This window comes from Thalassiella azotivora (assembly GCF_054781695.1).
The window spans coordinates 85,460-107,065 of the sequence record NZ_BAAGTX010000008.1 but is presented as its reverse complement, the minus strand read 5'-3'; the positions used below and the strand labels follow the sequence as shown (position 1 = coordinate 107,065).

21 protein-coding genes are annotated in these 21,606 nt (G+C 73.6%); all 21 read left to right on the top strand.

Annotated elements, in window-relative coordinates; all coding sequences use genetic code 11:
- The first annotated feature begins 46 nt into the window (after positions 1 to 46).
- The 21 genes from thrC to atpD all read left to right on the top strand — a co-directional run bounded on the left by thrC (position 47) and on the right by atpD (position 21,603).
- Entirely contained in the window at positions 47 to 1,132 is a 1,086-nt protein-coding gene (gene thrC / locus ACYVQV_RS07300) for a threonine synthase (RefSeq protein ID WP_461022606.1), read from the top strand.
- A complete protein-coding gene (gene thrB, locus ACYVQV_RS07295; protein ID WP_461022605.1) occupies positions 1,129 to 2,085 on the top strand; it encodes a homoserine kinase in 957 nt (318 codons plus the stop codon). Before thrC ends, thrB begins: the two co-directional genes overlap by 4 nt.
- A 301-nt stretch (positions 2,086 to 2,386) precedes the next feature.
- Entirely contained in the window at positions 2,387 to 4,471 is a 2,085-nt protein-coding gene (rho, locus tag ACYVQV_RS07290; RefSeq protein WP_461022604.1) for a transcription termination factor Rho, read from the top strand.
- A gap of 158 nt (positions 4,472 to 4,629) precedes the next feature.
- On the top strand, positions 4,630 to 5,031 hold the full coding sequence (locus ACYVQV_RS07285; RefSeq protein WP_461022603.1) for a response regulator transcription factor: 402 nt from the start codon (positions 4,630 to 4,632) through the stop codon (positions 5,029 to 5,031).
- Positions 5,028 to 6,155: a HEAT repeat domain-containing protein gene (locus ACYVQV_RS07280; RefSeq protein ID WP_461022602.1), complete on the top strand. Its 1,128-nt coding sequence runs from the start codon at positions 5,028 to 5,030 to the stop codon at positions 6,153 to 6,155. The genes ACYVQV_RS07285 and ACYVQV_RS07280 overlap by 4 nt, the downstream gene beginning before the upstream one ends.
- Positions 6,152 to 7,702 (top strand): glycosyltransferase family 2 protein, encoded by a 1,551-nt coding sequence (locus tag ACYVQV_RS07275; protein WP_461022601.1) that lies wholly within the window; start codon positions 6,152 to 6,154, stop codon positions 7,700 to 7,702. The genes ACYVQV_RS07280 and ACYVQV_RS07275 overlap by 4 nt, the downstream gene beginning before the upstream one ends.
- Positions 7,699 to 9,780, top strand: a complete 2,082-nt coding sequence (locus ACYVQV_RS07270; protein WP_461022600.1) for an ATP-binding protein — start codon at positions 7,699 to 7,701, stop codon at positions 9,778 to 9,780. The genes ACYVQV_RS07275 and ACYVQV_RS07270 overlap by 4 nt, the downstream gene beginning before the upstream one ends.
- Before the next feature lie 111 nt (positions 9,781 to 9,891).
- On the top strand, positions 9,892 to 10,107 hold the full coding sequence (rpmE, locus tag ACYVQV_RS07265) for a 50S ribosomal protein L31 (protein ID WP_461022599.1): 216 nt from the start codon (positions 9,892 to 9,894) through the stop codon (positions 10,105 to 10,107).
- A 99-nt stretch (positions 10,108 to 10,206) separates the two neighbouring features.
- The gene (prfA, locus tag ACYVQV_RS07260; protein ID WP_461022598.1) at positions 10,207 to 11,295 is read left to right on the top strand and encodes a peptide chain release factor 1; all 1,089 of its coding nucleotides are present in this window, start codon (positions 10,207 to 10,209) and stop codon (positions 11,293 to 11,295) included.
- Positions 11,296 to 11,305: 10 nt separating this feature from the next.
- Entirely contained in the window at positions 11,306 to 12,238 is a 933-nt protein-coding gene (gene prmC, locus ACYVQV_RS07255) for a peptide chain release factor N(5)-glutamine methyltransferase (protein WP_461022597.1), read from the top strand.
- Positions 12,235 to 12,978 (top strand): L-threonylcarbamoyladenylate synthase, encoded by a 744-nt coding sequence (locus ACYVQV_RS07250; RefSeq protein ID WP_461022596.1) that lies wholly within the window; start codon positions 12,235 to 12,237, stop codon positions 12,976 to 12,978. The genes prmC and ACYVQV_RS07250 overlap by 4 nt, the downstream gene beginning before the upstream one ends.
- A complete protein-coding gene (locus tag ACYVQV_RS07245; RefSeq protein ID WP_461022595.1) occupies positions 12,975 to 14,099 on the top strand; it encodes a glycosyltransferase family 4 protein in 1,125 nt (374 codons plus the stop codon). Before ACYVQV_RS07250 ends, ACYVQV_RS07245 begins: the two co-directional genes overlap by 4 nt.
- Positions 14,100 to 14,217: 118 nt before the next feature.
- Positions 14,218 to 14,646, top strand: a complete 429-nt coding sequence (locus tag ACYVQV_RS07240) for a hypothetical protein (RefSeq protein WP_461022594.1) — start codon at positions 14,218 to 14,220, stop codon at positions 14,644 to 14,646.
- A gap of 33 nt (positions 14,647 to 14,679) precedes the next feature.
- Positions 14,680 to 14,901: an AtpZ/AtpI family protein gene (locus ACYVQV_RS07235; protein ID WP_461022593.1), complete on the top strand. Its 222-nt coding sequence runs from the start codon at positions 14,680 to 14,682 to the stop codon at positions 14,899 to 14,901.
- A gap of 55 nt (positions 14,902 to 14,956) precedes the next feature.
- Complete coding sequence (gene atpB / locus ACYVQV_RS07230; RefSeq protein ID WP_461022592.1) at positions 14,957 to 15,748, top strand: F0F1 ATP synthase subunit A; 792 nt, start codon at positions 14,957 to 14,959, stop codon at positions 15,746 to 15,748.
- An 87-nt stretch (positions 15,749 to 15,835) separates the two neighbouring features.
- Positions 15,836 to 16,039, top strand: coding sequence for a F0F1 ATP synthase subunit C (locus ACYVQV_RS07225; RefSeq protein WP_461022591.1), 204 nt, complete (start codon positions 15,836 to 15,838; stop codon positions 16,037 to 16,039).
- A 32-nt stretch (positions 16,040 to 16,071) separates the two neighbouring features.
- On the top strand, positions 16,072 to 16,671 hold the full coding sequence (locus tag ACYVQV_RS07220) for a F0F1 ATP synthase subunit B (protein ID WP_461022590.1): 600 nt from the start codon (positions 16,072 to 16,074) through the stop codon (positions 16,669 to 16,671).
- Complete coding sequence (locus tag ACYVQV_RS07215; RefSeq protein WP_461022589.1) at positions 16,671 to 17,480, top strand: F0F1 ATP synthase subunit delta; 810 nt, start codon at positions 16,671 to 16,673, stop codon at positions 17,478 to 17,480. The genes ACYVQV_RS07220 and ACYVQV_RS07215 overlap by 1 nt, the downstream gene beginning before the upstream one ends.
- Before the next feature lie 47 nt (positions 17,481 to 17,527).
- Positions 17,528 to 19,168, top strand: coding sequence for a F0F1 ATP synthase subunit alpha (gene atpA, locus ACYVQV_RS07210; protein WP_461022588.1), 1,641 nt, complete (start codon positions 17,528 to 17,530; stop codon positions 19,166 to 19,168).
- Between the two features lie 34 nt (positions 19,169 to 19,202).
- Positions 19,203 to 20,111 carry a F0F1 ATP synthase subunit gamma gene (locus tag ACYVQV_RS07205; RefSeq protein WP_461022587.1) on the top strand — a complete coding sequence of 303 codons (909 nt, stop codon included), beginning with the start codon at positions 19,203 to 19,205 and terminating at the stop codon, positions 20,109 to 20,111.
- Between the two features lie 28 nt (positions 20,112 to 20,139).
- Positions 20,140 to 21,603, top strand: a complete 1,464-nt coding sequence (gene atpD / locus ACYVQV_RS07200; RefSeq protein WP_461022586.1) for a F0F1 ATP synthase subunit beta — start codon at positions 20,140 to 20,142, stop codon at positions 21,601 to 21,603.
- The last annotated feature ends 3 nt before the right edge of the window (positions 21,604 to 21,606 follow it).

Below are 21,606 nucleotides of genomic sequence, written 5' to 3'. Positions count from 1 at the left end.
CGGACGTCCGCGGGCCGCACACCGTTCTGGGAGAAGGGACTCGCACGTGGCGCACCTGTGGCGTGGGGTGATCGAGGAGTACCACGACCGGCTCCCGGAGGAGGTCACGCGGACCGTCGTCACCCTCGGGGAGGGCGGTACGCCGCTGGTGCGCGCGCACCACCTGTCGCGGCTGACCGACTGCGAGGTGTGGGTCAAGGTCGAGGGCTGCAACCCGACGGGGTCGTTCAAGGACCGGGGCATGACCGCCGCGATCTCGCACGCCGCCGGCCAGGGCGCCAGGGCGGTCATCTGCGCCTCGACCGGCAACACGTCGGCGTCCGCCGCGGCGTACGCCACGGCCGCCGGGATGACCTGCGGGGTGCTCGTCCCCGACGGCAAGATCGCCATGGGCAAGCTCAGCCAGGCGATCGCGCACGGCGCGACGCTGCTGCAGGTCGACGGCAACTTCGACGACTGCCTGACCCTGGCCCGCAAGCTGTCCGAGGCCTACCCGGTGGAGCTGGTCAACTCGGTCAACCCGTACCGGATCGAGGGTCAGAAGACGGCCGCGTTCGAGGTGGTCGACGCGCTCGGGTTCGCCCCGGACGTGCACTGCCTGCCCGTCGGCAACGCCGGCAACGTCACCGCGTACTGGAAGGGCTACACCGAGTACTTCCACCACGGCGTCGCGACACGGCGACCGGAGATGTGGGGCTTCCAGGCGGCCGGTGCCGCGCCGATCGTGCTGGGGCACCCGGTCGACCACCCGGAGACGATCGCGACGGCCATCCGGATCGGCAACCCCGCGTCCTGGCAGCAGGCCGAGCGGGCGCGGGACGAGTCCGGCGGCGTGATCGAGTCGGTCACCGACGAGGAGATCCTCGCCGCCCACCGGCTGCTGTCCAGCCGTGACGGCGTGTTCGTCGAGCCCGCGTCGGCCGCCGGGGTCGCCGGCCTGCTCAAGCGGCACGCCGCGGGTGCGCTGGGCGCCGGGCAGCGCGTCGTCGTCACGGTCACGGGGCACGGTCTGAAGGACCCGCAGTGGGCGCTGAAGGGCGCGGACGGCGCGGACGTCACCCCCGTGCGGGTCCCGGTGGACGCCCACAGCGCCGCCGCGGCCCTCGGCCTGGCCGAGGCGGTCTCGGGGTGACCGGCGGGGTGACCGGGGCGGCCACCTCCCCGGCGGCGGGACGGCAGGTGGGGCTGCGTTACGGAACCCCCGTCACCGTCCGGGTGCCGGGGTCGAGCGCCAACCTGGGCCCGGGCTACGACGCGGTCGGCCTCGCGCTGCGCCTGCACGACGAGGTCGAGGTGGTCGCGACGCGCGAGCCCGGTGCGCAGGTGGAGGCCTCGGGCCAGGGCGCGGACCGGGTGGCCGCGGGCGAGGACCACCTCGTGGTCCGCTCCGTGCGGTCGGCGCTGGAACGGGTCGGGGCGCCCCAGCCGGGGCTGCGCCTGCGCTGTCGCAACGGCGTGCCGCACGGTCGGGGCGTGGGGTCGTCGGCGGCCGCCGTCGTCACCGGCGTGGTCGCCGCTCGGGGCCTGCTCGAGGACCCGCGCCTGCTCGACGACACCACGGCCCTGGAGGTCGCCAGCGACCTGGAGGGCCACCCGGACAACGCCTCGGCCAGCCTGCTCGGCGGGATGACCGTCGGGTGGTCGGGGCCCGGGGGGGCGCGCGCGGTGCGGGTCGAGCCGCACCCCGACCTCGTCGCGGTGGTCTGCGTCCCGGACGGCGAGCTGGCGACGTCGCGTGCCCGGGCGATGCTGCCCGGGCTGGTGCCGCACGCCGACGCGGCGTTCACCGCCGGTCGGGCCGCGCTGCTCGTCGAGGCCGTCACCCGCCGTCCGGACCTGCTCCTCGTGGCCACGCAGGACCGGCTGCACCAGGCCTACCGCGCCCCCGCCATGCCGGAGACCGCGGCGCTGCTGGAGCAGCTGCGCTCCGCCGGGCTGGCCGCCACGGTCTCCGGCGCCGGGCCCAGCGTCCTGGTCCTGGGCACCGCGGCCGACAGGGTCGGTGAGCGCGTGCGCGCGGAGGCGGGGCCCGAGTGGGAGGTCCTCGTGCCGGGCATCGACCTGGACGGCGCCGTTTTGATCTGAGCGGCCACCTGGGGAGCCGGGCACCCCACCGTCGGGTGTCGACCACACAGCGTGCACGAGGTCACCCGCTCGGTGGCCGAGCGAGCGAGTTCCTGTGGTCCGCAACACGTCCGGTGGACTCGGTGTTACAGTGACCGCGCCTCCGGATCCCGGACTCAGGGCGTTCACTTGGGCCCTTCTTCGAGAGGCGTCCGCCACGATCTGCGCCGTCGCTCGACGGTCGCGTGGCTGTTCCCTACCGGCTGTCGCCGGACACCCGCGGTCGATCTGGCTGACCGCCTACGAGGGGGAAGGATCCTTCGTGACAGACACCACCGACACCGCCCTCCCCGGCACCGACGCCACCCCCACCGGGGCGTCGACCGGGGCGGAGGCGGCACCCGCCCGACGGGTCGCCCTCTCGGCGATGCGCCTGCCCCAGCTGCAGGCGCTCGCCCACGAGCTGGGCGTGACGGGCACCGCGCGGATGCGCAAGAGCGACCTGCTCGAGGCCATCCGCGCCAAGCAGGGCGGCGGCTCCCCGCGGTCCGGCGCGCAGCGCGCCGACACCGGCGCCACCCCCGAGCGCCCGCAGGGCGCGGACGTCGCGACCGGCGCCGGCGCCGAGCAGCAGGAGCTCCCCGCGGCGGAGCCGGCGCGCACGCAGCGCGTCCCGCGCAGCCGGGACGACGCCGGCGCCACGCCCTCGCGGGCCGAGCGCACCGCCCGGCAGCATTCCCAGGGCGACCACACCGCCGACCAGTCCGGCCGTGCCCAGTCCGGCGACCAGTCCGGCGACCAGACCGGTGACCACGCCGGCGACCAGACCGACGGAGCCCAGTCGGGCGACCGGTCCGGTGCCCAGTCGGGCGACCAGTCCGGCAGGGACGGCCAGAGGTCGCAGCGGGACCGCCAGCGCTCGCGCCGCGAGGGGCGTGGGGAGCGGGCGACGTCCGGCGACGAGGAGGGCCGCCAGGACGAGGACCGCCCCCAGGGCCGCCAGCGCGAGGACCGTCAGCGCGACGACCGCCAGCGCGACGACCGCCAGCGGGACGACCGCCAGCGCGACGACTCCCAGGCGGGCCAGCGCGACGACCGCCAGGACGGGCGCGACCGCTCCGGCGGTCCCGACGACGAGGACGGCGCCGGTGGCCGGCGTCGCCGCAACCGCTACCGCGACCGCAAGTCCCGCCGCGGACGCGGCAACGACCCGCTCGGCGGTCTGGACGACGAGCCGCAGCTCGGTGAGGACGACGTCCTCATCCCCGTCGCGGGCATCCTCGACGTGCTGGACAACTACGCGTTCATCCGCACCTCCGGCTACCTGCCCGGTCCCAACGACGTCTACGTCTCGCTCGGCCAGGTGAAGAAGAACGGCCTGCGCAAGGGCGACGCCGTCGTCGGCGCGATCCGCCAGCCGCGCGAGGGGGAGCCGCAGAACCAGCGGCAGAAGTTCAACGCCCTGGTCCGGCTCGACTCCGTCAACGGGATGAACCCCGAGCAGGCCCGCCAGCGCGTCGAGTTCGGCAAGCTGACCCCGCTCTACCCGCAGGAGCGCCTCCGGCTCGAGACCGAGCCGGGCGTCCTGACGACCCGGATCATCGACCTGGTCTCGCCCATCGGCAAGGGGCAGCGCGGGCTCATCGTCTCCCCGCCGAAGGCCGGTAAGACCCTGGTGCTGCAGGCGATCGCCAACGCCATCACCACGAACAACCCCGAGGTCCACCTCATGGTCGTGCTCGTCGACGAGCGCCCCGAGGAGGTCACGGACATGCAGCGCACGGTCAAGGGGGAGGTCATCGCCTCCACCTTCGACCGTCCCGCGGACGACCACACCACCGTCGCCGAGCTGGCGATCGAGCGCGCCAAGCGGCTGGTCGAGATGGGGCACGACGTCGTCGTCCTGCTCGACTCGATCACCCGCCTGGGGCGGGCGTACAACATCGCCGCCCCGGCGAGCGGCAGGATCCTGTCCGGTGGCGTCGACTCCAGCGCGCTCTACCCGCCGAAGCGGTTCTTTGGTGCCGCCCGCAACATCGAGAACGGCGGCTCCCTGACGATCCTGGCTACCGCGCTCGTCGAGACGGGGTCGAAGATGGACGAGGTCATCTTCGAGGAGTTCAAGGGCACCGGGAACATGGAGCTGCGCCTGGACCGCCGGCTGGCGGACAAGCGCGTCTTCCCGGCCGTCGACGTCAACCCGTCCGGTACGCGGCGCGAGGAGATCCTGCTCGGTCGCGAGGAGCTGCAGGTGACCTGGAAGCTGCGTCGGGTGCTCACCGCGCTGGACTCCCAGCAGGCGCTCGAGCTGCTCATCAACAAGCTGAAGGAGACCCGCAGCAACGCGGAGTTCCTGATGCAGGTGCAGAAGACGACGCCGGTGCCCGGCAAGGGCGACGACGACTGAACCGCTCGCCGGCCCCCGGGTCGGCACCGCCCGGGCGAGGGCCCCGACCGCACGTGCGGTCGGGGCCCTCGCCGCGTCGCGGGGGTGGGTCGGCCACCGACCTGGCATCATCACCCTGACGGCGCACAGTGACCGCGCCGGTACGGATCGTGGCGAGCGTGAGCTCGCAGGGAGGGGCGGACGTGGGGCGTCGCGTACTCGTCGCCGACGACGACCGGGACATCCGCGAGCTCGTCGCGTTCCGCCTCGAGGCCGCCGGGTTCGAGGTCGAGCAGGCCGAGGACGGCGCGCAGGCGCTCGAGCGACTGCGCCGGTCCCCACCCGACCTCGCCGTGCTCGACGTGATGATGCCGGGCCTGTCCGGGATGGACGTCACCCGCCAGCTGCGCGCCGACCCGGTCACCGCGCACGTCCCGGTCATCCTGCTCACCGCCCGGGCGCAGGAGGCCGACGTCGAGGCGGGCTTCGCGGCCGGGGTCGACGACTACGTGGTCAAGCCGTTCAGCCCCCGCGAGCTGGTCAGCCGGGTCCAGGCGGTGCTGGCGCGCCGGGCGCCGTGAACGCCTCCGCGGTCCTCGGCCTGACCCTCCTGGTGCTGGCGGGCCTGCTCCTGCTGCTCGCCGTCGTCGTCGCCGGTCGCCGGGCCCACCGGCTGCGCGCGGAGCGCAGGCGCCAGGCCGCCGCCGAGCCGCTGAGGCCGCTGCTGCTCACCCTCGCGGCGGGCGAGCCGGACGAGGCGCGGGAGGCGCTGGAGACGCTCGTCCGGCTCGACGCCCGCCGCTGGGCGGCCGTCGAGCCGACGGTCGAGGGCCTGCTGCTGAAGCTGCGCGGCGACACCCACGCCGCCGTCGTCGAGCTGCTCGAGCGGCGTGGCACCCTCGCCACGGCGCTGGCGGCGACGACGTCCCGCAGCGTCGTCCGCCGGGCGCACGGCGCCGAGGTCCTCGGCGCCGCCGGCCACCCCGGGGCGCTGCCCGAGCTGCTGCGGCTGCTGCAGGACGGCGACCCCGAGGTGCGGCAGGTCGCCGCACGGGCGCTCGGCCGGGTGGGGGACGCGCGCGGTGCCGCACCCTTGCTGGCCACCCTCGCCGGGTCGCTCGACGTCCCACCGCGCATCGTCGCGACGGCGATCATGCGCATGGGCGCCGCCGCCCACCCGGCGCTCGTCGACGTGCTGCACGCGGGCGACCCGCTCCAGCGCGCCGTCGCCGCCGACATCGCCGGCCTGTCCGGGGCCGTCGACGCCGCCGGGACGCTGATCGGCCTGCTGCAGGACGACCCGGAGCTGGAGGTGCGGGTCCGGTGCGCGCGCGCGGTCGGGCGGATCGGTCTGCCTGCCGCGCTGCCCGCGCTGCTGCTGTCGGTGGACGACGACCAGCCCGGCCCGCTGCGCACCGTCGCGACCCGAGCCCTCGGTGACCTCGGGCACCCCCGGGCCGTGCCCCGGCTGACCGAGCTCGTCACCGACCGGGACCACCGGGTCGCCGGCAACGCCGCCGTCGCCCTCAGCCGCTGCGGTCCGCAGGGCCTGCGCGCGCTCAGGCAGGTCGCGGCCCGCCCCGCCGGCGTCCACGCCCGTGACGCGCTGGCCACCGCGGCGCTGCGCGGCCTGCACGCGGACGACGACCCGGCGGCCGGGGCGCCCTCCGCGGCCGCGTCGTCGCCGCTCGGGGCGCGCCCGTGAGCGGGTGGGTCGACGAGCTGCGCCGGACCGCCGTCGTGGAGGCGCTGCGCGGCCCGGTGCAGGCCGTCCTCGACGTCCTGGCCGTGCCGGTGCTCGTCTACTTCGTCCTCATCAACACCAGCTACCTCGTGCTGATCGGCCTGGCGGCGGTGGAGTTCGCCAAGCACCTGCGCCGGGTGCCGTTCGCGGGCCTGGAGGACGCCGCGTCGAGCCCCCTGACCCAGCCCGTCACGGTCGTCGTCCCGGCCTTCAACGAGGAGGCGGGCATCGTGGAGTCGGTCCGCGCGATGCTCGCGCTGCGCTACCCGGAGCACGAGGTCGTGGTCGTCGACGACGGGTCGAAGGACGCGACGTTCGAGCGGCTGCGCGAGGCCTTCGACCTCGTCAAGGTGCCGCGGGTCGTCCCGGAGGACCTCGCCACCAGGGAGCGACCGCGGTCGGTGCACGTGCCGGCCGACGGCCGGACCCCGCTCGTCGTCGTCCGCAAGGACAACTCCGGCCGGGCGGACTCCAGCAACGTCGGCATCAACGTCGCGCGGTACCCGCTCGTGGCGATGGTGGACGCCGACTCCATCCTCGACCCGGACGCGCTCCTCGTCGTGGCCAAGCCCTTCGCGGACGACCCGCTGCGCACGGTGGCCACCGGCGGCGTGATCCGGGCGGTCAACGGGTGCCGGGTGGTGGCCGGGCGCGTCGTCGACGTGCGGATGCCGCGGCCGCTGCTGGCGCGCATCCAGGTCGTGGAGTACCTGCGCGCGTTCCTGCTGGGCCGCACCGGCTGGTCGCGGCTGCGGTCGCTGGTCCTGATCTCCGGCGCCTTCGGCCTCTTCCGGCGCGACGTCGTCGTCGAGGTCGGGGGCATGGACGCCGGCAGCATCGGCGAGGACTTCGAGCTCGTGATGCGGATCCACCGGCACCTGCGCCGGCAGCGCCGCGACTACACCGTCACCTTCGTCGCCGAACCCGTCTCGTGGACCGAGGTGCCCGTCACGACGCGGGTGCTGGCCAACCAGCGCCGTCGCTGGCACCGCGGCCTGTGGGAGGTGCTGTGGAGCTACCGCGGGATGGTCGGCAACCCACGGTACGGGCGGATCGGCCTGGTCGCCCTGCCCTACTACTGGGTGTTCGAGCTGGCCGCGCCGCTGGTCGAGCTCCTCGGCGTGGTCCTCGTGCCGCTGGGGCTGCTGACCGGCGCGGTCGACCTCCAGTACGCCCTCGTCTTCCTCCTGGTCGCCTACGCGTTCGCCCTGCTGGTCTCGCTGACCGCGCTGTGCGTCGAGGAGTTCACGTTCCACCGCTACCGCCGGTGGTCCGACCTCGGCGTCGCCGTCCTGGCGAGCCTCGCCGAGAACGTCGGGTACCGCCAGCTCACGGCCTGGTGGCGCCTGCAGGGGCTGTGGCAGGGCGTGCTGAGGCGCAAGCAGGTGTGGGGCACCATGACGCGCACGGGGTTCGGCGACCCGTCGACGGCGTCCCCGGCCGGGCCCGACGCCGTGGGCTCGCGCTCCACCCCCTCCGCCCGTTCCGCCGAGGCGGGCGACCGGTGAGCGGGGCGTCGCCCAGCACGCTCGCCGGACGGCTGCGGCGGGCCTTCGGCCTGCTCGTGCTGCTCGGCGTCGTGGTCTCCGCCTCCGGCGTCGCCCTGCTCTCGGTCACCACCCGCCAGGTCGCCACCCTGTCGACCCGGATCACACCTGCCGTGGAGACCCACGCCCAGTCGCTGCAGCTCATGGTGGACGCGGAGACCGCGGTCCGGGGCTACCTCCTGACCTCCGACCCGCGCTTCCTCGACCCCTACCGCGAGGCGCGCAGCCGGGTCGCGGGGCGGATCGACGACGCGGAGCGGCTGGCGTCCGGGGCGGGCATCGAGGTCGGTCTGGCCGCCGAGCGCGACGCCGCCCGCCGCTGGCTGGTCGAGTACGCCGAGCCGGCGGTGGACGCCGTCGCCGCGGGCGCGCCGCAGGACGCGCCGTCGGCCCAGGAGGGCAAGGCCACCTTCGACCGGTACCGCCAGCTGCACTCGGCGGCCGCCGAGGCGCTGGCGGAGGAGCGCCAGCGGGTGCGCGACGCCTCCCGCTGGTGGCGCACCGTGGCGGTGCCGATCCTCGTCGTCGTCACCCTGGTCACCGTGACGCTCGCCGCCTTGGTGGCCCGGTCGGCGGTCCGCGGCGTGGTGGGGCCCCTGGCGGGGCTGCGGGGGGTCCTGGAGCGGCTGCGGATGGGGGAGGCCACCGCCCGGGCGGAGGTGACCGGGCCCCAGGAGATCCGCGAGCTGGCCCGGTCGGCCAACCGGCTCGCAGAGGAGGGGGAGCGGCTGCGGGCCGAGCAGCAGGCCGCCGCGACGTGGCGGACCCGGGCCCGGGAGGCGTCGCGCACGATCCGCGCCGAGCTGGAGCGGGACGCCGTGCTGAGCACCGCGGCGCGGGCGCTGGGGGAGCTCGTGCACACCGACCGGGTGTGGATCCGGTACGCCGACAGCCAGACGGCCATCGACGTGGACGGGCCCGGACCGGTCGAGGCGCAGTGGTGCTCCGACCGGCTCGAGCCCCTCGCGTCCGTCCCGGCGGTCACCCCGGAGGCACTGGCCGCGGTCCGCCGGCTCGCCGCGCAGGGCAGCGCGCTGGTCGTGTCGAACGTGCTGCTGGCCGACATGGCCACCCCGCCCCGCAGCCTGCTGCGCGAGGGGGACCCGGACGCCCGGGCCTTCGTCGTCGCGCCGATCGAGGGCAACGACGACGTGATCGGGATCGCCGTGCTGTCCTCGCTGCGGCCGCGCGACGTCGGTGATGCCGAGGTCCGGGCCGTGCAGACCGTGTGCGCCGACCTCGGCCGGGCGCTCGAGCTGTCCCGGGTCTTCGAGCAGCAGCGCGAGCTCGTGGACCGCCTCCAGGACCTCGACCGGCAGAAGACGGACTTCCTGTCCACCGTCTCGCACGAGCTGCGCACCCCGCTGACCTCCATCGCGGGGTACGTCGAGCTGCTGCGCGAGGGTGACGTCGGCGAGCTGCCGGCGCAGGCGCACCGGGCCCTCGAGGTCGTCGACCGCAACGCGGCGCGGCTCGCCGCCCTCATCGAGGACCTGCTGACCCTGTCGCGGATCGAGTCCGGGGCGTTCCGCACCACCGTGACCGACGTCGACCTCGGGGAGGTCGCCGCGTCGGTCGTGGACACGCTGAGACCCCAGGCCGGCGCCGCGGGGGTCGAGCTGCGCCTGGACCGCCGGGGGAGGACCCGCGTCCGGGGCGACCAGGGGCAGCTCGAGCGGGTCGTCCTCAACCTGGCCGGCAACGCGGTGAAGTTCACGCCCGCCGGCGGCAGGGTCGTCGTCCGGGTCAGCGGCCCGGCCGGCGACGGGACGCAGAGGGCCGACGGCGTGGTGCTGCTCGTCGAGGACACGGGCATCGGCATCCCCGTCGAGGACCAGCAGCACCTGTTCGAGCGGTTCTACCGGGCGGGGAACGCCGTCCAGGGGGCCGTGCCGGGCACCGGGCTGGGGCTGACCATCGTGCGCAGCATCGTGGCGCACCACGGCGGCGCGCTGCAGCTGGCGTCCGCCGCCGGGGAGGGCACGACGGTGCGCGTGCGGATGCCCGCGGCCGGTGGGGAACAGCAGCGCGACGGGTGACGTTTCGACTGCGTCGCCCGGTCTCTGGCAGACTGGTCGGCTGGTTCCGGTTCACGTGCCCGCACCCGCGGCCCGCACGACCCGGCGACCCGACACCCCGAGGAGCCCAGCGTGAAGCGCGACATCCACCCGACGTACGTGGAGACCCAGGTGACCTGCACCTGCGGCGCCACGTTCACGACCCGCAGCACCGCGTCGTCCGGCGAGATCCACGCCGACGTCTGCAGCGCCTGCCACCCGTTCTACACGGGCAAGCAGAAGATCCTGGACACCGGCGGCCGCGTCGCCCGCTTCCAGAAGCGCTACGGCAGGACTCCCTCCACGTAGCCTCCGCGTCGGCGCCGGTCGCCCGCCCACGGCGGGTGCCGGCGCCGACGTGCGTCACGGGTCGGCCGACGCCGTCCCCCGAGCGTGCCAGGAGGTCAGGTGTTCGAGGCGGTCGAGGCGCTGCGGCGCGAGCACGCCGAGCTGGAGGTCCGGCTCGCCGACCCCGGGCTGCACGCCGACCCGGCGCAGGCCCGCCGGGTCGGACGCCGCTACGCCGAGCTCGGCCCGGTCGTCGCCGCCCACGACGCGTGGCGCGGTGCGGCGGACGACGTGGAGGCGGCGCGCCAGCTCGCCGCGGAGGACGCCTCCTTCGCGACGGAGCTGCCCGCGCTCGAGGCGGCCCGTGACGACGCGGCCGAGCGGCTGCGCCTGCTGCTGGTGCCGCGCGACCCCGACGACGGTCGCGACGTCATCCTCGAGGTCAAGGCCGGCGAGGGCGGTGAGGAGTCGGCCCTCTTCGCCGGCGACCTGCTGCGCATGTACCTGCGGTACGCCGAGCGCGCCGGGTGGCGCACCGAGCTCCTCGACGCCACCGAGTCCGACCTCGGCGGCTACAAGGACGTCTCCGTCGCGGTCAAGCGCCGCGGCGGCGGGGACCCCCTGGACGGCGTCTGGGCGCGGCTGAAGTTCGAGGGCGGCGTCCACCGGGTGCAGCGGGTGCCCGTCACCGAGTCGCAGGGGCGCATCCACACCTCCGCAGCGGGGGTGCTCGTGATGCCGGAGCCGGAGGACGCGGAGGAGGTGCAGGTCGACCCGAACGACCTGCGGGTCGACGTGTACCGCTCGTCCGGTCCGGGCGGGCAGAGCGTCAACACCACCGACTCCGCGGTGCGGATCACGCACCTGCCCACCGGGATCGTCGTGTCCTGCCAGAACGAGAAGTCCCAGCTCCAGAACCGCGAGCAGGCACTGCGGATCCTGCGGGCCCGGCTGCTGGCGGCGCAGGCCGAGGCGGCCGCAGCCGAGGCCGCGGACGCGCGCCGCTCCCAGGTGCGCACCGTCGACCGCTCCGAGCGGATCCGGACGTACAACTTCCCGGAGAACCGCATCAGCGACCACCGCACCGGCTACAAGGCGTACAACCTCGACCAGGTGCTCGACGGCGACCTGGACGCCGTGCTCCGGTCCTGCCAGGACGCCGACCAGGAGGCGCGGCTGCGTGCGGCCGAGGGCGGCGCGACGTCGTGAGCGCCACCTCGTGAGCGAGGACGCCGGCCGGTCGGCACCCCCCGGACTGGCAGCGGCCCTGCGGGCCGCGGAACGCGAGCTGGCCGCGGCCGGGGTCGCCACCCCGCGGTCGGACGCCGAGGTCCTCGCCGCGCACCTGCTCGGCTGCACCCGCGGGCAGGTGGCCACCGCCGCGCTGCGCGGGGACCCCGCCCCCACGGGCCTGGACGACCTCGTGGCCGAGCGCGCCCGCCGGGTCCCGCTGCAGCACCTCACCGGCACCGCGGCGTTCCGGCACGTCGAGCTGGCCGTCGGGCCGGGGGTCTTCGTGCCGCGGCCGGAGACCGAGCTGGTCGCCGGAGCCGCGGTCGAGGCCGCCCGGGCGGTGCGGTCCGCCGGACGCCGCCCGGTCGTCGTCGACCTGTGCACCGGGTCGGGGGCCATCGCGGCCGCCGTCGCCGACGAGGTGCCGCAGGCGCAGGTGCACGCCGTCGAGCTCGACCCGCTGGCGCACGCGTGGGCCGTCCGCAACCTGGCCGGCCGCGGGGTCGACCTGCGGCTCGGCGACGCCGCCGAGTCGTTCGCCGACCTCGACGGCTGGGTGGACGTCGTCGTCAGCAACCCGCCGTACATCCCGGCGGGGATGGTGCCCCGCGACCCGGAGGTCCGCGACCACGACCCGGACGTCGCGCTGTACGGGGGCAGCGCGGACGGGCTGGCCGTGCCGCGACGGGTGGTCACCGCCGCCGCCCGGTTGCTGCGACCCGGGGGCGTCGTGGTCGTCGAGCATGCCGACACCCAGCAGCCGCGCCTGCTCGCCGACCTCGTCGCACCGACCTGGCTGGACGCCACGGGCCACGCCGACCTGGCCGGCCGGCCGCGCTTCGTCACGGCCGTGCGCGGCGGACCCGGGGGCGGTCACGTCGTCGAGACGGCCGCCGCAGTGGGAGACTCGGCGCCGTGAGCCGCCTGTACGACACCTCGGACGACGAGGGCCGCGAGGAGGGCGTGCGCCACGCGACGGACGCCGTCCGGCGCGGGGAGCTCGTCGTCCTGCCCACCGACACCGTGTACGGCATCGGCGCCGACGCCTTCTCCCCGGAGGCCGTCGCCGACCTGCTGGCCGCCAAGGGCCGGGGACGGCAGATGCCGCCCCCGGTCCTCGTGCCCGACCGGCGCACCCTCGACGGGCTCGCGACCGACGTCAGCGACGAGGTGCGGGCCCTGGTGGAGCGCTTCTGGCCCGGTGGGCTGACGGTCATCTGCTGGGCGCAGCCGTCGCTCGCGTGGGACCTCGGGGACACCGAGGGCACGGTCGCGCTGCGCGTGCCGGACCACCCCGTGGCCCTGGAGGTGCTGCGCGCCACCGGGCCGCTCGCCGTCAGCAGCGCCAACCTCACCGGCCAGCCCGCGGCGCAGACCGCCGCCGCGGCCATGGCGCAGCTCGGCGACTCCGTCGCCGCCTACCTCGAGGCGGGGCAGGCACCCGGCGGCCGGCCCTCCACGATCGTCGACGCCACCGGCGCGGTGCCCCGGCTGGCACGGATCGGGGCCGTCGCGCTGAGCGAGCTGCGCGAGGTGGTGCCCGGGCTGCTCGACCTGCACGGCCGCCCGCCCGCGGCGCAGGAGGAGCCCGTGGGGGAGCGGGGGTACGCCCCCGGGGAGCAGGAGCCCGCGGCGGGGGAGCAGGGCGGCGACGCGTGAGGAGCTACCTGCTCGTCATGCTCGTGGCAGCCGCCGTGACGTACCTCATGACGCCGGTGGCGCGGCGGGTCGCGGAACGGTTCAGGGCGATGACGCCGGTGCGGGACCGCGACGTCCACTCGGTCCCGACCCCGCGACTCGGTGGACTGGCGATGCTGCTCGGCCTGTCGGCGTCCTTCGCGGTGGCCACCCAGGTGCCGTTCCTCGCCCCCATCTTCACGACGTCCTCCGGCGCCTGGGCGGTGCTCGCGGCCGGTGCGCTGGTGTGCCTCATCGGCGCCGTGGACGACGTCTGGGGGCTCGACCCGCTGACCCGGCTGGCGGGTCAGGTGCTCGCCGGTGGCCTGCTGGCCTGGCAGGGCGTCCAGCTCGTCACCCTGCCCGTGCTGGGCGTCACGGTCGGCTCCGGCGGGATGTTCCTCGTCCTGACGGTGCTGGTCGTCGTGGTGACCATCAACGCGGTCAACTTCATCGACGGTCTGGACGGGCTCGCCGCGGGGGTGATGGCGATCGCCGGCGGCGCGTTCTTCTTCTACACGTACACGCTGACGCGGGCCACCTCGGTGAGCGACTACACCAGCCTGGCCGCGATCGTGGCCGCCGCGCTCGTCGGCTGCTGCCTCGGCTTCCTGCCGCACAACAGCAACCCCGCGCGGATCTTCATGGGGGACTCCGGCGCGTACCTCATCGGCCTGCTGCTCGCCGCCTCCGCGATCTCCGTCACCGGGCAGGTGGACCCGACGGTGGTCTCCGACTCGCGACTCGTCCCGGCGTTCGTCCCCCTGCTGCTGCCGATCGCGGTCCTCATCATCCCGCTGGTGGACCTCCTGCTGGCGGTGCTGCGCCGGCTGGTGGCGGGGCGCTCGCCGTTCGCCCCCGACCGCAAGCACCTGCACCACCGGCTGCTCGACCTCGGCCACACGCAGACCCGCGCGGTGCTGATCATGTACCTGTGGACGGCGGTGATCGCGTTCGGCTCGATCTCGCTGGCGTTCGTCCCCTGGGGCACGGCCCTCGCCGTCGGCGCGGTGGTCGTGGTCGCCAGCCTGGCGCTGACCATGGGGCCGCTGCGCTCAGGTCTTCCCGGAGCTCGGCGAGGGAGGGTCGGGCCGCGCTTGTGATAGCATTCACAAGCGCCCGGACCCCCTCGTGGGCACGGCGCAGCGCCCGTCCCGCGGGCGCACGATGACCTCCCGAGCCGGACGGGTCCCCCCGCCGCCCCGACCAGGAAGGCCACCGATGAGCCCCCTCCAGGACGACGCCCTTGCCGTCCTCGTGCGCCGGGCGCTGGCGCCCCTGGCGGGCTCGGGACTCGTGGTCAGCGCCGCCGCCCTGCTGGCCGGTGTGCCGGCCGCGCTCGGTGCCCTCGTCGGGACGGGCCTGGTCAGTGCCTTCTTCGCCAGCACGCTCCTGCTCATGCGGGTGACCGCCGCGATGGACCCCCGCCTGACCCTCGGCGTGGCGCTCCTGGCCTACTGGGTGAAGGCGTGCGTCCTGGGCGGGGTGCTCCTGCTCTCACCGGTGCTGACCTGGTTCGACCCGCTGTGGTTCGGCGGGGTCGTCGTCGCCGGGACGCTGGCCTGGATGGCGCTGCACGTGCGCGCGCTCGCCGGGGTCCGGATCCTCGCGTTCCAGCCCGCCGACGGCACGCAGGGGAGGGCGTCATGACCGCCTCTGACGGCTGCTACCGTTTGGGCCGCCATGGGCGGACACGGTGCGAGCGACCCGGAGAAGCGGGACCCGCTCCCCGAGGCCTCCGGGTGGAACGTCCTCGCCACCCTGATCTCCGGGATCATCCTCGGGGTCGGGCTCGGTTGGCTGCTCAACCGGTGGGTGGGGTCGGACCTGATGTACCTCGTCGGCCTGCTGGCCGGCACCGCACTGGCCGTCTACTCGGTCTGGGTCCGGTACGTGCGGCGTTGACCGCACCGCCGACCGGTCGTTCGTTGCAGACCAGCACCTGTGACAAGGAGATGATGTGAGGCTGCGCCCGCTCGCCGCCGAGGGTGAGGGCTTCGCGCCCCCGGCACCCTCGGACTTCTGGCAGCCCCTCATCGGGGACGGCGCCTTCGCCGTCACCCGGTCGATGATCGTCATGGCGCTGTCGGTGGTGATCATCGCCGTCACGCTGCTCGCGGTCTCCAAGCGCATGCAGGTGGTCCCGAGCAAGGGGCAGTTCCTCGCCGAAGGCGCCTACGGCCTCGTCCGCAACTCCATCGGCCGGGACATGATCGGCCAGAAGGAGTTCCGGCCCTTCATCCCGCTGCTGTTCACGCAGTTCGTGCTGATCTTCGTGAACAACGTCTTCGGCATCCTGCCCCCGATCCAGTTCCCCACCTTCAGCCGGATCGGCTTCGCTGTCGCGATCACGCTGGTCGTGTTCGCCCTCTACCACTACCTGGGCATGCGGCGGCACGGCGTCGGCGGGTACTTCAAGCGGATGGTCCCCCCGGGACTGCCCTTTTACGTGGTGCCGCTGCTGTTCGTACTCGAGCTGGTCACCTACTTCATCTCCCGGCCGCTCACGCTCGCGCTGCGACTCTTCGCGAACATGTTCGCCGGCCACATGCTGCTGCTGGTGTTCATCCTCGGCGGCGAGTACATGCTGCTGCACGGCTCGAACCTCTTCGTCAACGTCGCGAGCATCGGCGCCTTCGCCATGGGCATCGTCATGACGTTCTTCGAGCTCCTGGTGCAGTTCCTCCAGGCCTACGTCTTCGTCCTGCTGACCGCGTTCTACATCGCGGACTCGCTGGCCGAGGAGCACTGACCCCCCGACCGCACCACCGAGTACGACCCTGCACCACCCGACCGACGCACCGACCGGTGCGCCGACCGAGAGGAATGAGAAGGAACAATGGACGGCAACCTCAACGTCATCGGCTACGGCCTCGCTGCCATCGGCCCGGCCATCGCCGTCGGCCTGATCTTCGCCGCCTACATCAGCGGCGTGGCGCGTCAGCCCGAGTCCCGCGGCATGCTGCAGCCGATCGCCATCCTGGGCTTCGCGCTCGCCGAGGCGCTCGCCCTGTTCGGCCTGGTGCTCGCGTTCATCCTCTGATCGTCCGGACCGCTCAACCGTAGGAGCGTGCTGTGCCCAACGCACTGACCACGACGCTCGTCGCCGCGGAGGGAGACGGGTTCTGGGCGAACGCCTACCCGATCATCCCCCACCCGGGCGAGCTCATCGTCGGCCTCATCGCCTTCGGCATCCTCTACTGGGTCGTCGCCAAGTACGTCGTCCCGCGCTTCGAGGAGACCTTCGCCGAGCGCACCGCCGCGATCGAGGGCGGAATGCAGCAGGCGGAGAAGGCCCAGGCCGAGGCCGAGGCCGCGCTGAAGGAGTACCAGGCGCAGCTCGCGGAGGCCCGTGCCGAGGGCGCGCGCATCCGTGAGGAGGCCCGGGCCGAGGGCGCGGCCATCCTGGCGGAGATGCGGGAGCGGGCGCAGTCCGACGCCAACCGCATCACCGAGGGCGCGCACAAGCAGATCGAGGCCGAGCGCCACCAGGCGGTCGTCCAGCTGCGCAGCGAGGTCGGCCGGCTGGCGACCGAGCTGGCGTCCCGGATCGTCGGTGAGTCGCTCGCCGACGAGGCGCGCCAGTCGCGCGTCGTCGAGCGGTTCCTCACCGAGCTCGAGCAGGCGGACGCCGACGAGGTGCGGACGGCGACCGCGCCGGGGCAGGGGTCCTGATGCGGGGGAGCAGCCGGGCGTCCCTGGCAGCGGCGACCGAGAGGGTCGAGCCGCTGCTCAGCGGGCCCGACGCCGCCCGCCTGGGCGAGGAGCTGTTCGCCGTCGCCCGGCTGCTCGACTCGTCCGCGCAGCTGCGTCGGGCGCTGTCCGACCCCGCACGTGACGGGCAGGGCAAGGCCGACCTCGTCGGTCGCCTGCTCGGCACCCAGGTCGCCGGGGTCACGCTGGACGTCGTCCAGGGCATGGTCCGGGACCGCTGGTCCTCGGCCGCGGACCTCTCCGACGCCCTCGAGCACCTCGGCGTCCTCGCCGTGGTCGCGGACGCCGAGCAGACCGGCCGGCTCGACACCGTCGAGGACGAGCTGTTCCGGTTCGGCCGGGTCGTCGACGGCGACGCGGACCTGCGCCGGGCACTGGACGACCGGTCGGTGCAGGCGCAGGCCAAGCGCCAGGTCGTCGAGCGCCTGCTCGCCGGTCGCGCCGCGCCCCAGACGCTCACCCTGGTGCAGCAGGCCGTCACCGCCCCCCGCGGTCGCCGGCTCGAGGCCGTCCTCGAGGAGTACAGCCAGATCGCGGCGGACCGTCGCGGCCGGCTGGTCGCCAGGGTCACCGCGGCGGTGCCCCTGACCGAGGCCCAGCGCCTGCGCCTGGCCGGTGCGCTCACGCGCATCTACGGCCGCCCCATGCACGTCGACGTGGACCTCGACACCGAGGTCATCGGCGGCCTGCGCATCCAGGTCGGTGACGAGGTCATCGACGCCACCGTGCTGACCCGTCTGGACGACGCACGACGCCGGCTCGCCGGCTGACCACCCACCGACACGCACAGCAGTTCGAGACTCAGGAGAGCACGCAGATGGCGGAGCTGACGATCCGACCCGAGGAGATCCGGGACGCACTGGACTCCTTCGTTCAGTCCTACGACCCGGCCAAGGCCTCGCGCGAGGAGGTCGGGCGTGTCATCGAGGCGATGGACGGCATCGCCCAGGTCGAGGGTCTGCCCGGCTGCATGGCCAACGAGCTGCTGCAGTTCGAGGACGGCACCCTCGGCCTCGCCCTCAACCTCGACGTCCGCCACATCGGCTGCGTCGTCCTCGGTGAGTTCAGCGGGATCGAGGAGGGCCAGGAGGTCCGCCGGACGGGCGAGGTCCTGTCCGTTCCCGTGGGCGACGACTACCTCGGCCGCGTGGTCGACCCGCTCGGCAACCCGATCGACGGTCTCGGTGAGATCGCGGCGGAGGGGCGGCGTGCCCTCGAGCTGCAGGCCGCCGGCGTGATGGAGCGCAAGTCCGTCCACGAGCCGCTCCAGACCGGCATCAAGGCGATCGACTCGATGACGCCGATCGGCCGCGGTCAGCGCCAGCTGATCATCGGCGACCGCCAGACCGGCAAGACCGCCGTGGCGATCGACACGATCATCAACCAGAAGGAGTTCTGGGAGACCGGCGACCCGAGCAAGCAGGTCCGCTGCATCTACGTCGCGATCGGCCAGAAGGGCTCCACCATCGCCTCCGTGCGCGGTGCCCTCGAGGAGGCCGGCGCGATGGAGTACACCACCATCGTCGCGGCCCCCGCGTCCGACCCGGCCGGGTTCAAGTACCTCGCGCCGTACACCGGTTCGGCCATCGGCCAGCACTGGATGTACCAGGGCAAGCACGTCCTCATCGTCTTCGACGACCTGAGCAAGCAGGCCGAGGCCTACCGCGCCGTGTCGCTGCTGCTGCGCCGCCCGCCGGGCCGTGAGGCCTACCCCGGCGACGTCTTCTACCTGCACTCGCGGCTGCTGGAGCGCTGCGCCAAGCTCTCCGACGAGCTGGGCGCGGGCTCGATGACCGGGCTCCCCCTCATCGAGACGAAGGCCAACGACGTGTCGGCCTACATCCCGACGAACGTCATCTCCATCACCGACGGCCAGATCTTCCTGGAGTCGGACCTGTTCAACGCCAACCAGCGCCCAGCCGTCAACGTCGGCGTCTCCGTCTCCCGCGTCGGTGGCGCCGCCCAGACGAAGGCGATGAAGTCGGTCTCCGGCTCGCTGCGCGTCGACCTGGCCCAGTACCGCGCCCTGGAGGCCTTCGCGCTGTTCGCCTCCGACCTCGACGCGGCGTCCCGCCAGCAGCTCGCGCGCGGTCAGCGGCTGATGGAGCTGCTCAAGCAGGGTCAGTACTCCCCGTTCCCGATGGAGGAGCAGGTCGTCTCCATCTGGCTGGGCACCAGCGGCCAGCTGGACGACGTCCCGGTCGGCGACGTGCGCCGGTTCGAGTCCGAGCTGCTCGACCACCTGCGCCGCTCGAACTCCGTGCTCCCGACGATCAAGGAGACCGGCAAGTTCGACGACGACACCGAGTCGTCGCTGAAGGCCGAGGTCGAGAAGTTCAAGCAGGGCTTCCAGACCGGCGAGGGCGACTCGCTCGTCGAGGCCGGGCACGAGGAGTCCGAGGCGCTCGAGGACGAGGCGGTCGAGCAGGAGCAGATCGTCCGCCAGAAGCGCAGCTGACCACCACCGGCACGAGGACCAGAAGGAGGGGAGCATGGGAGCCAAGCAGCGGGTCTACCGCAACCGCATCAGCTCGACGACGTCGCTGAAGAAGATCTTCAGCGCCATGGAGCTGATCGCGACCTCGCGGATCGCCAAGGCCCGTTCGCAGGTCGAGGCGTCCTCGCCCTACGCGCGGGCGATCACCCGGGCCGTCTCGGCCGTGGCGACCTTCTCCGACATCGACCACCCCCTGACGACGGAGAAGGAGCAGGTCAAGCGCGCCGCCGTCCTGCTCATCACGAGCGACCGCGGCATGGCGGGCGCCTACTCCGCCAACGTCATCAAGGAGGGCGAGCGGCTCTCGGAGCTGCTGCGCGAGCGCGGGGTGGAGCCGGTGCCGTACCTGGCCGGCCGCAAGGCCATCGCCTTCTACCGCTTCCGCCGTCGCCACGTCGAGCAGGAGTGGAGCGGCTTCAGCGAGGCGCCCACCTACGACCACGCGCGCGAGATCGGTCAGGTGCTCGTCGACGCGTTCGTCAAGGGCTCGCAGGAGGGCGGGGTGGACGAGATCCACGTCGTCTTCACTCGGTTCGTCAACATGGTCACCCAGCGCCCCGAGGTCATCCGGCTGCTCCCGCTGGAGGTCGTCGAGGGCGTCGAGGAGCCTGACGAGGCCGACCTGCTGCCGCTGTACGAGTTCGAGCCGGACGCCGAGCAGGTGCTCGACGCCCTGCTCCCGCGCTACATCGGCAGCCGGATCTTCAACTGCATGCTCCAGGCCAACGCCTCGGAGCAGGCCGCGCGCCAGCGTGCGATGAAGACGGCGTCCGACAACGCCCAGGAGCTCATCCGCACCTACACCCGCCTCGCGAACCAGGCCCGCCAGGCGGAGATCACCCAGGAGATCAGCGAGATCGTCGGCGGCGTCGACGCACTGGCCTCTGCTGGTTCGAACAGCTGACGACGACGAGACCGAGGAAGAACCAGACATGACTGCAACTGCCACCGAGAACGTCGCCACGACCGGCGCCGGTGCCGGCCGCATCTCCCGGGTGATCGGCCCCGTCGTCGACATCGAGTTCCCGGCCGACGCGATGCCGGAGATGTACAACGCGCTGCACATCGACTACGAGCTCACCGGCGAGCAGCGCCGGCTCGTGCTCGAGGTCGCGCAGCACATCGGCGACAACATGGTCCGCGCGATCGCGATGAAGCCGACCGACGGTCTCGTCCGCGGGATGACCGTCGTCGACACCGGCGAGGGCATCAGCGTGCCCGTCGGCGACGTCACCAAGGGGCGCGTGTTCAACGCCACCGGTGACGTGCTCAACGCCGAGGAGGGCGAGCGGATCGAGGTCACCGAGCGCTGGCCGATCCACCGCAAGGCCCCGGCGTTCGACCAGCTCGAGTCGAAGACCCAGATGTTCGAGACCGGCATCAAGGTCATCGACCTGCTGACCCCGTACGTCCAGGGCGGCAAGATCGGCCTGTTCGGCGGCGCCGGCGTCGGCAAGACCGTCCTCATCCAGGAGATGATCGCCCGCGTCGCCAAGGACCACGGCGGCGTGTCCGTGTTCGCCGGCGTGGGCGAGCGCACCCGCGAGGGCAACGACCTCATCGCCGAGATGGAGGAGGCCGGCGTCCTCGGGCAGACGGCCCTCGTCTTCGGGCAGATGGACGAGCCGCCGGGCACCCGCCTGCGGGTCGCGCTGTCCGCGCTGACGATGGCGGAGTACTTCCGCGACGTGCAGAAGCAGGACGTCCTGCTGTTCATCGACAACATCTTCCGGTTCACCCAGGCCGGCTCCGAGGTGTCGACGCTGCTCGGCCGGATGCCGTCGGCCGTCGGCTACCAGCCCAACCTCGCCGACGAGATGGGCGTGCTCCAGGAGCGCATCACCTCGACGCGCGGTCACTCGATCACCTCGATGCAGGCGATCTACGTGCCGGCCGACGACTACACCGACCCGGCTCCCGCGACCACGTTCGCGCACCTGGACGCCACCACCGAGCTCTCGCGCGAGATCGCGTCGCTGGGCATCTACCCGGCCGTCGACCCGCTGACGTCCACGTCGCGGATCCTCGACCCGAGGTACATCGGCCAGGACCACTACGACACGGCCGTGCGGGTCAAGCAGATCCTCCAGCGCAACAAGGAGCTGCAGGACATCATCGCCATCCTGGGCGTCGACGAGCTCTCCGAGGAGGACAAGGTCCTCGTCAACCGGGCCCGCCGCATCCAGCGGTTCCTGTCCCAGAACACCTACGTCGCCAAGCAGTTCACCGGCATCGAGGGCTCCACGGTCCCCGTGTCCGACACCGTCGAGGCGTTCACGAAGATCGCCGACGGCGAGTTCGACCACGTCGCCGAGCAGGCGTTCTTCATGTGCGGTGGGCTCGAGGACGTCGAGCGCAACTGGGACCGGATCCAGAAGGAGACCGGCTCCAAGTGAGCC

Bases quoted from the DNA above. Each gene is read 5' to 3' on its own strand.
- ACYVQV_RS07240 (WP_461022594.1), top strand. From the start codon at position 14,218: ATGAGCCCCCTCCAGGACGACGCCCTTGCCGTCCTCGTGCGCCGGGCG.
- ACYVQV_RS07235 (WP_461022593.1), top strand. From the start codon at position 14,680: ATGGGCGGACACGGTGCGAGCGACCCGGAGAAGCGGGACCCGCTCCCC.
- ACYVQV_RS07225 (WP_461022591.1), top strand. From the start codon at position 15,836: ATGGACGGCAACCTCAACGTCATCGGCTACGGCCTCGCTGCCATCGGC.
- ACYVQV_RS07215 (WP_461022589.1), top strand. From the start codon at position 16,671: ATGCGGGGGAGCAGCCGGGCGTCCCTGGCAGCGGCGACCGAGAGGGTC.
- atpA (WP_461022588.1), top strand. From the start codon at position 17,528: ATGGCGGAGCTGACGATCCGACCCGAGGAGATCCGGGACGCACTGGAC.
- ACYVQV_RS07205 (WP_461022587.1), top strand. From the start codon at position 19,203: ATGGGAGCCAAGCAGCGGGTCTACCGCAACCGCATCAGCTCGACGACG.
- atpD (WP_461022586.1), top strand. From the start codon at position 20,140: ATGACTGCAACTGCCACCGAGAACGTCGCCACGACCGGCGCCGGTGCC.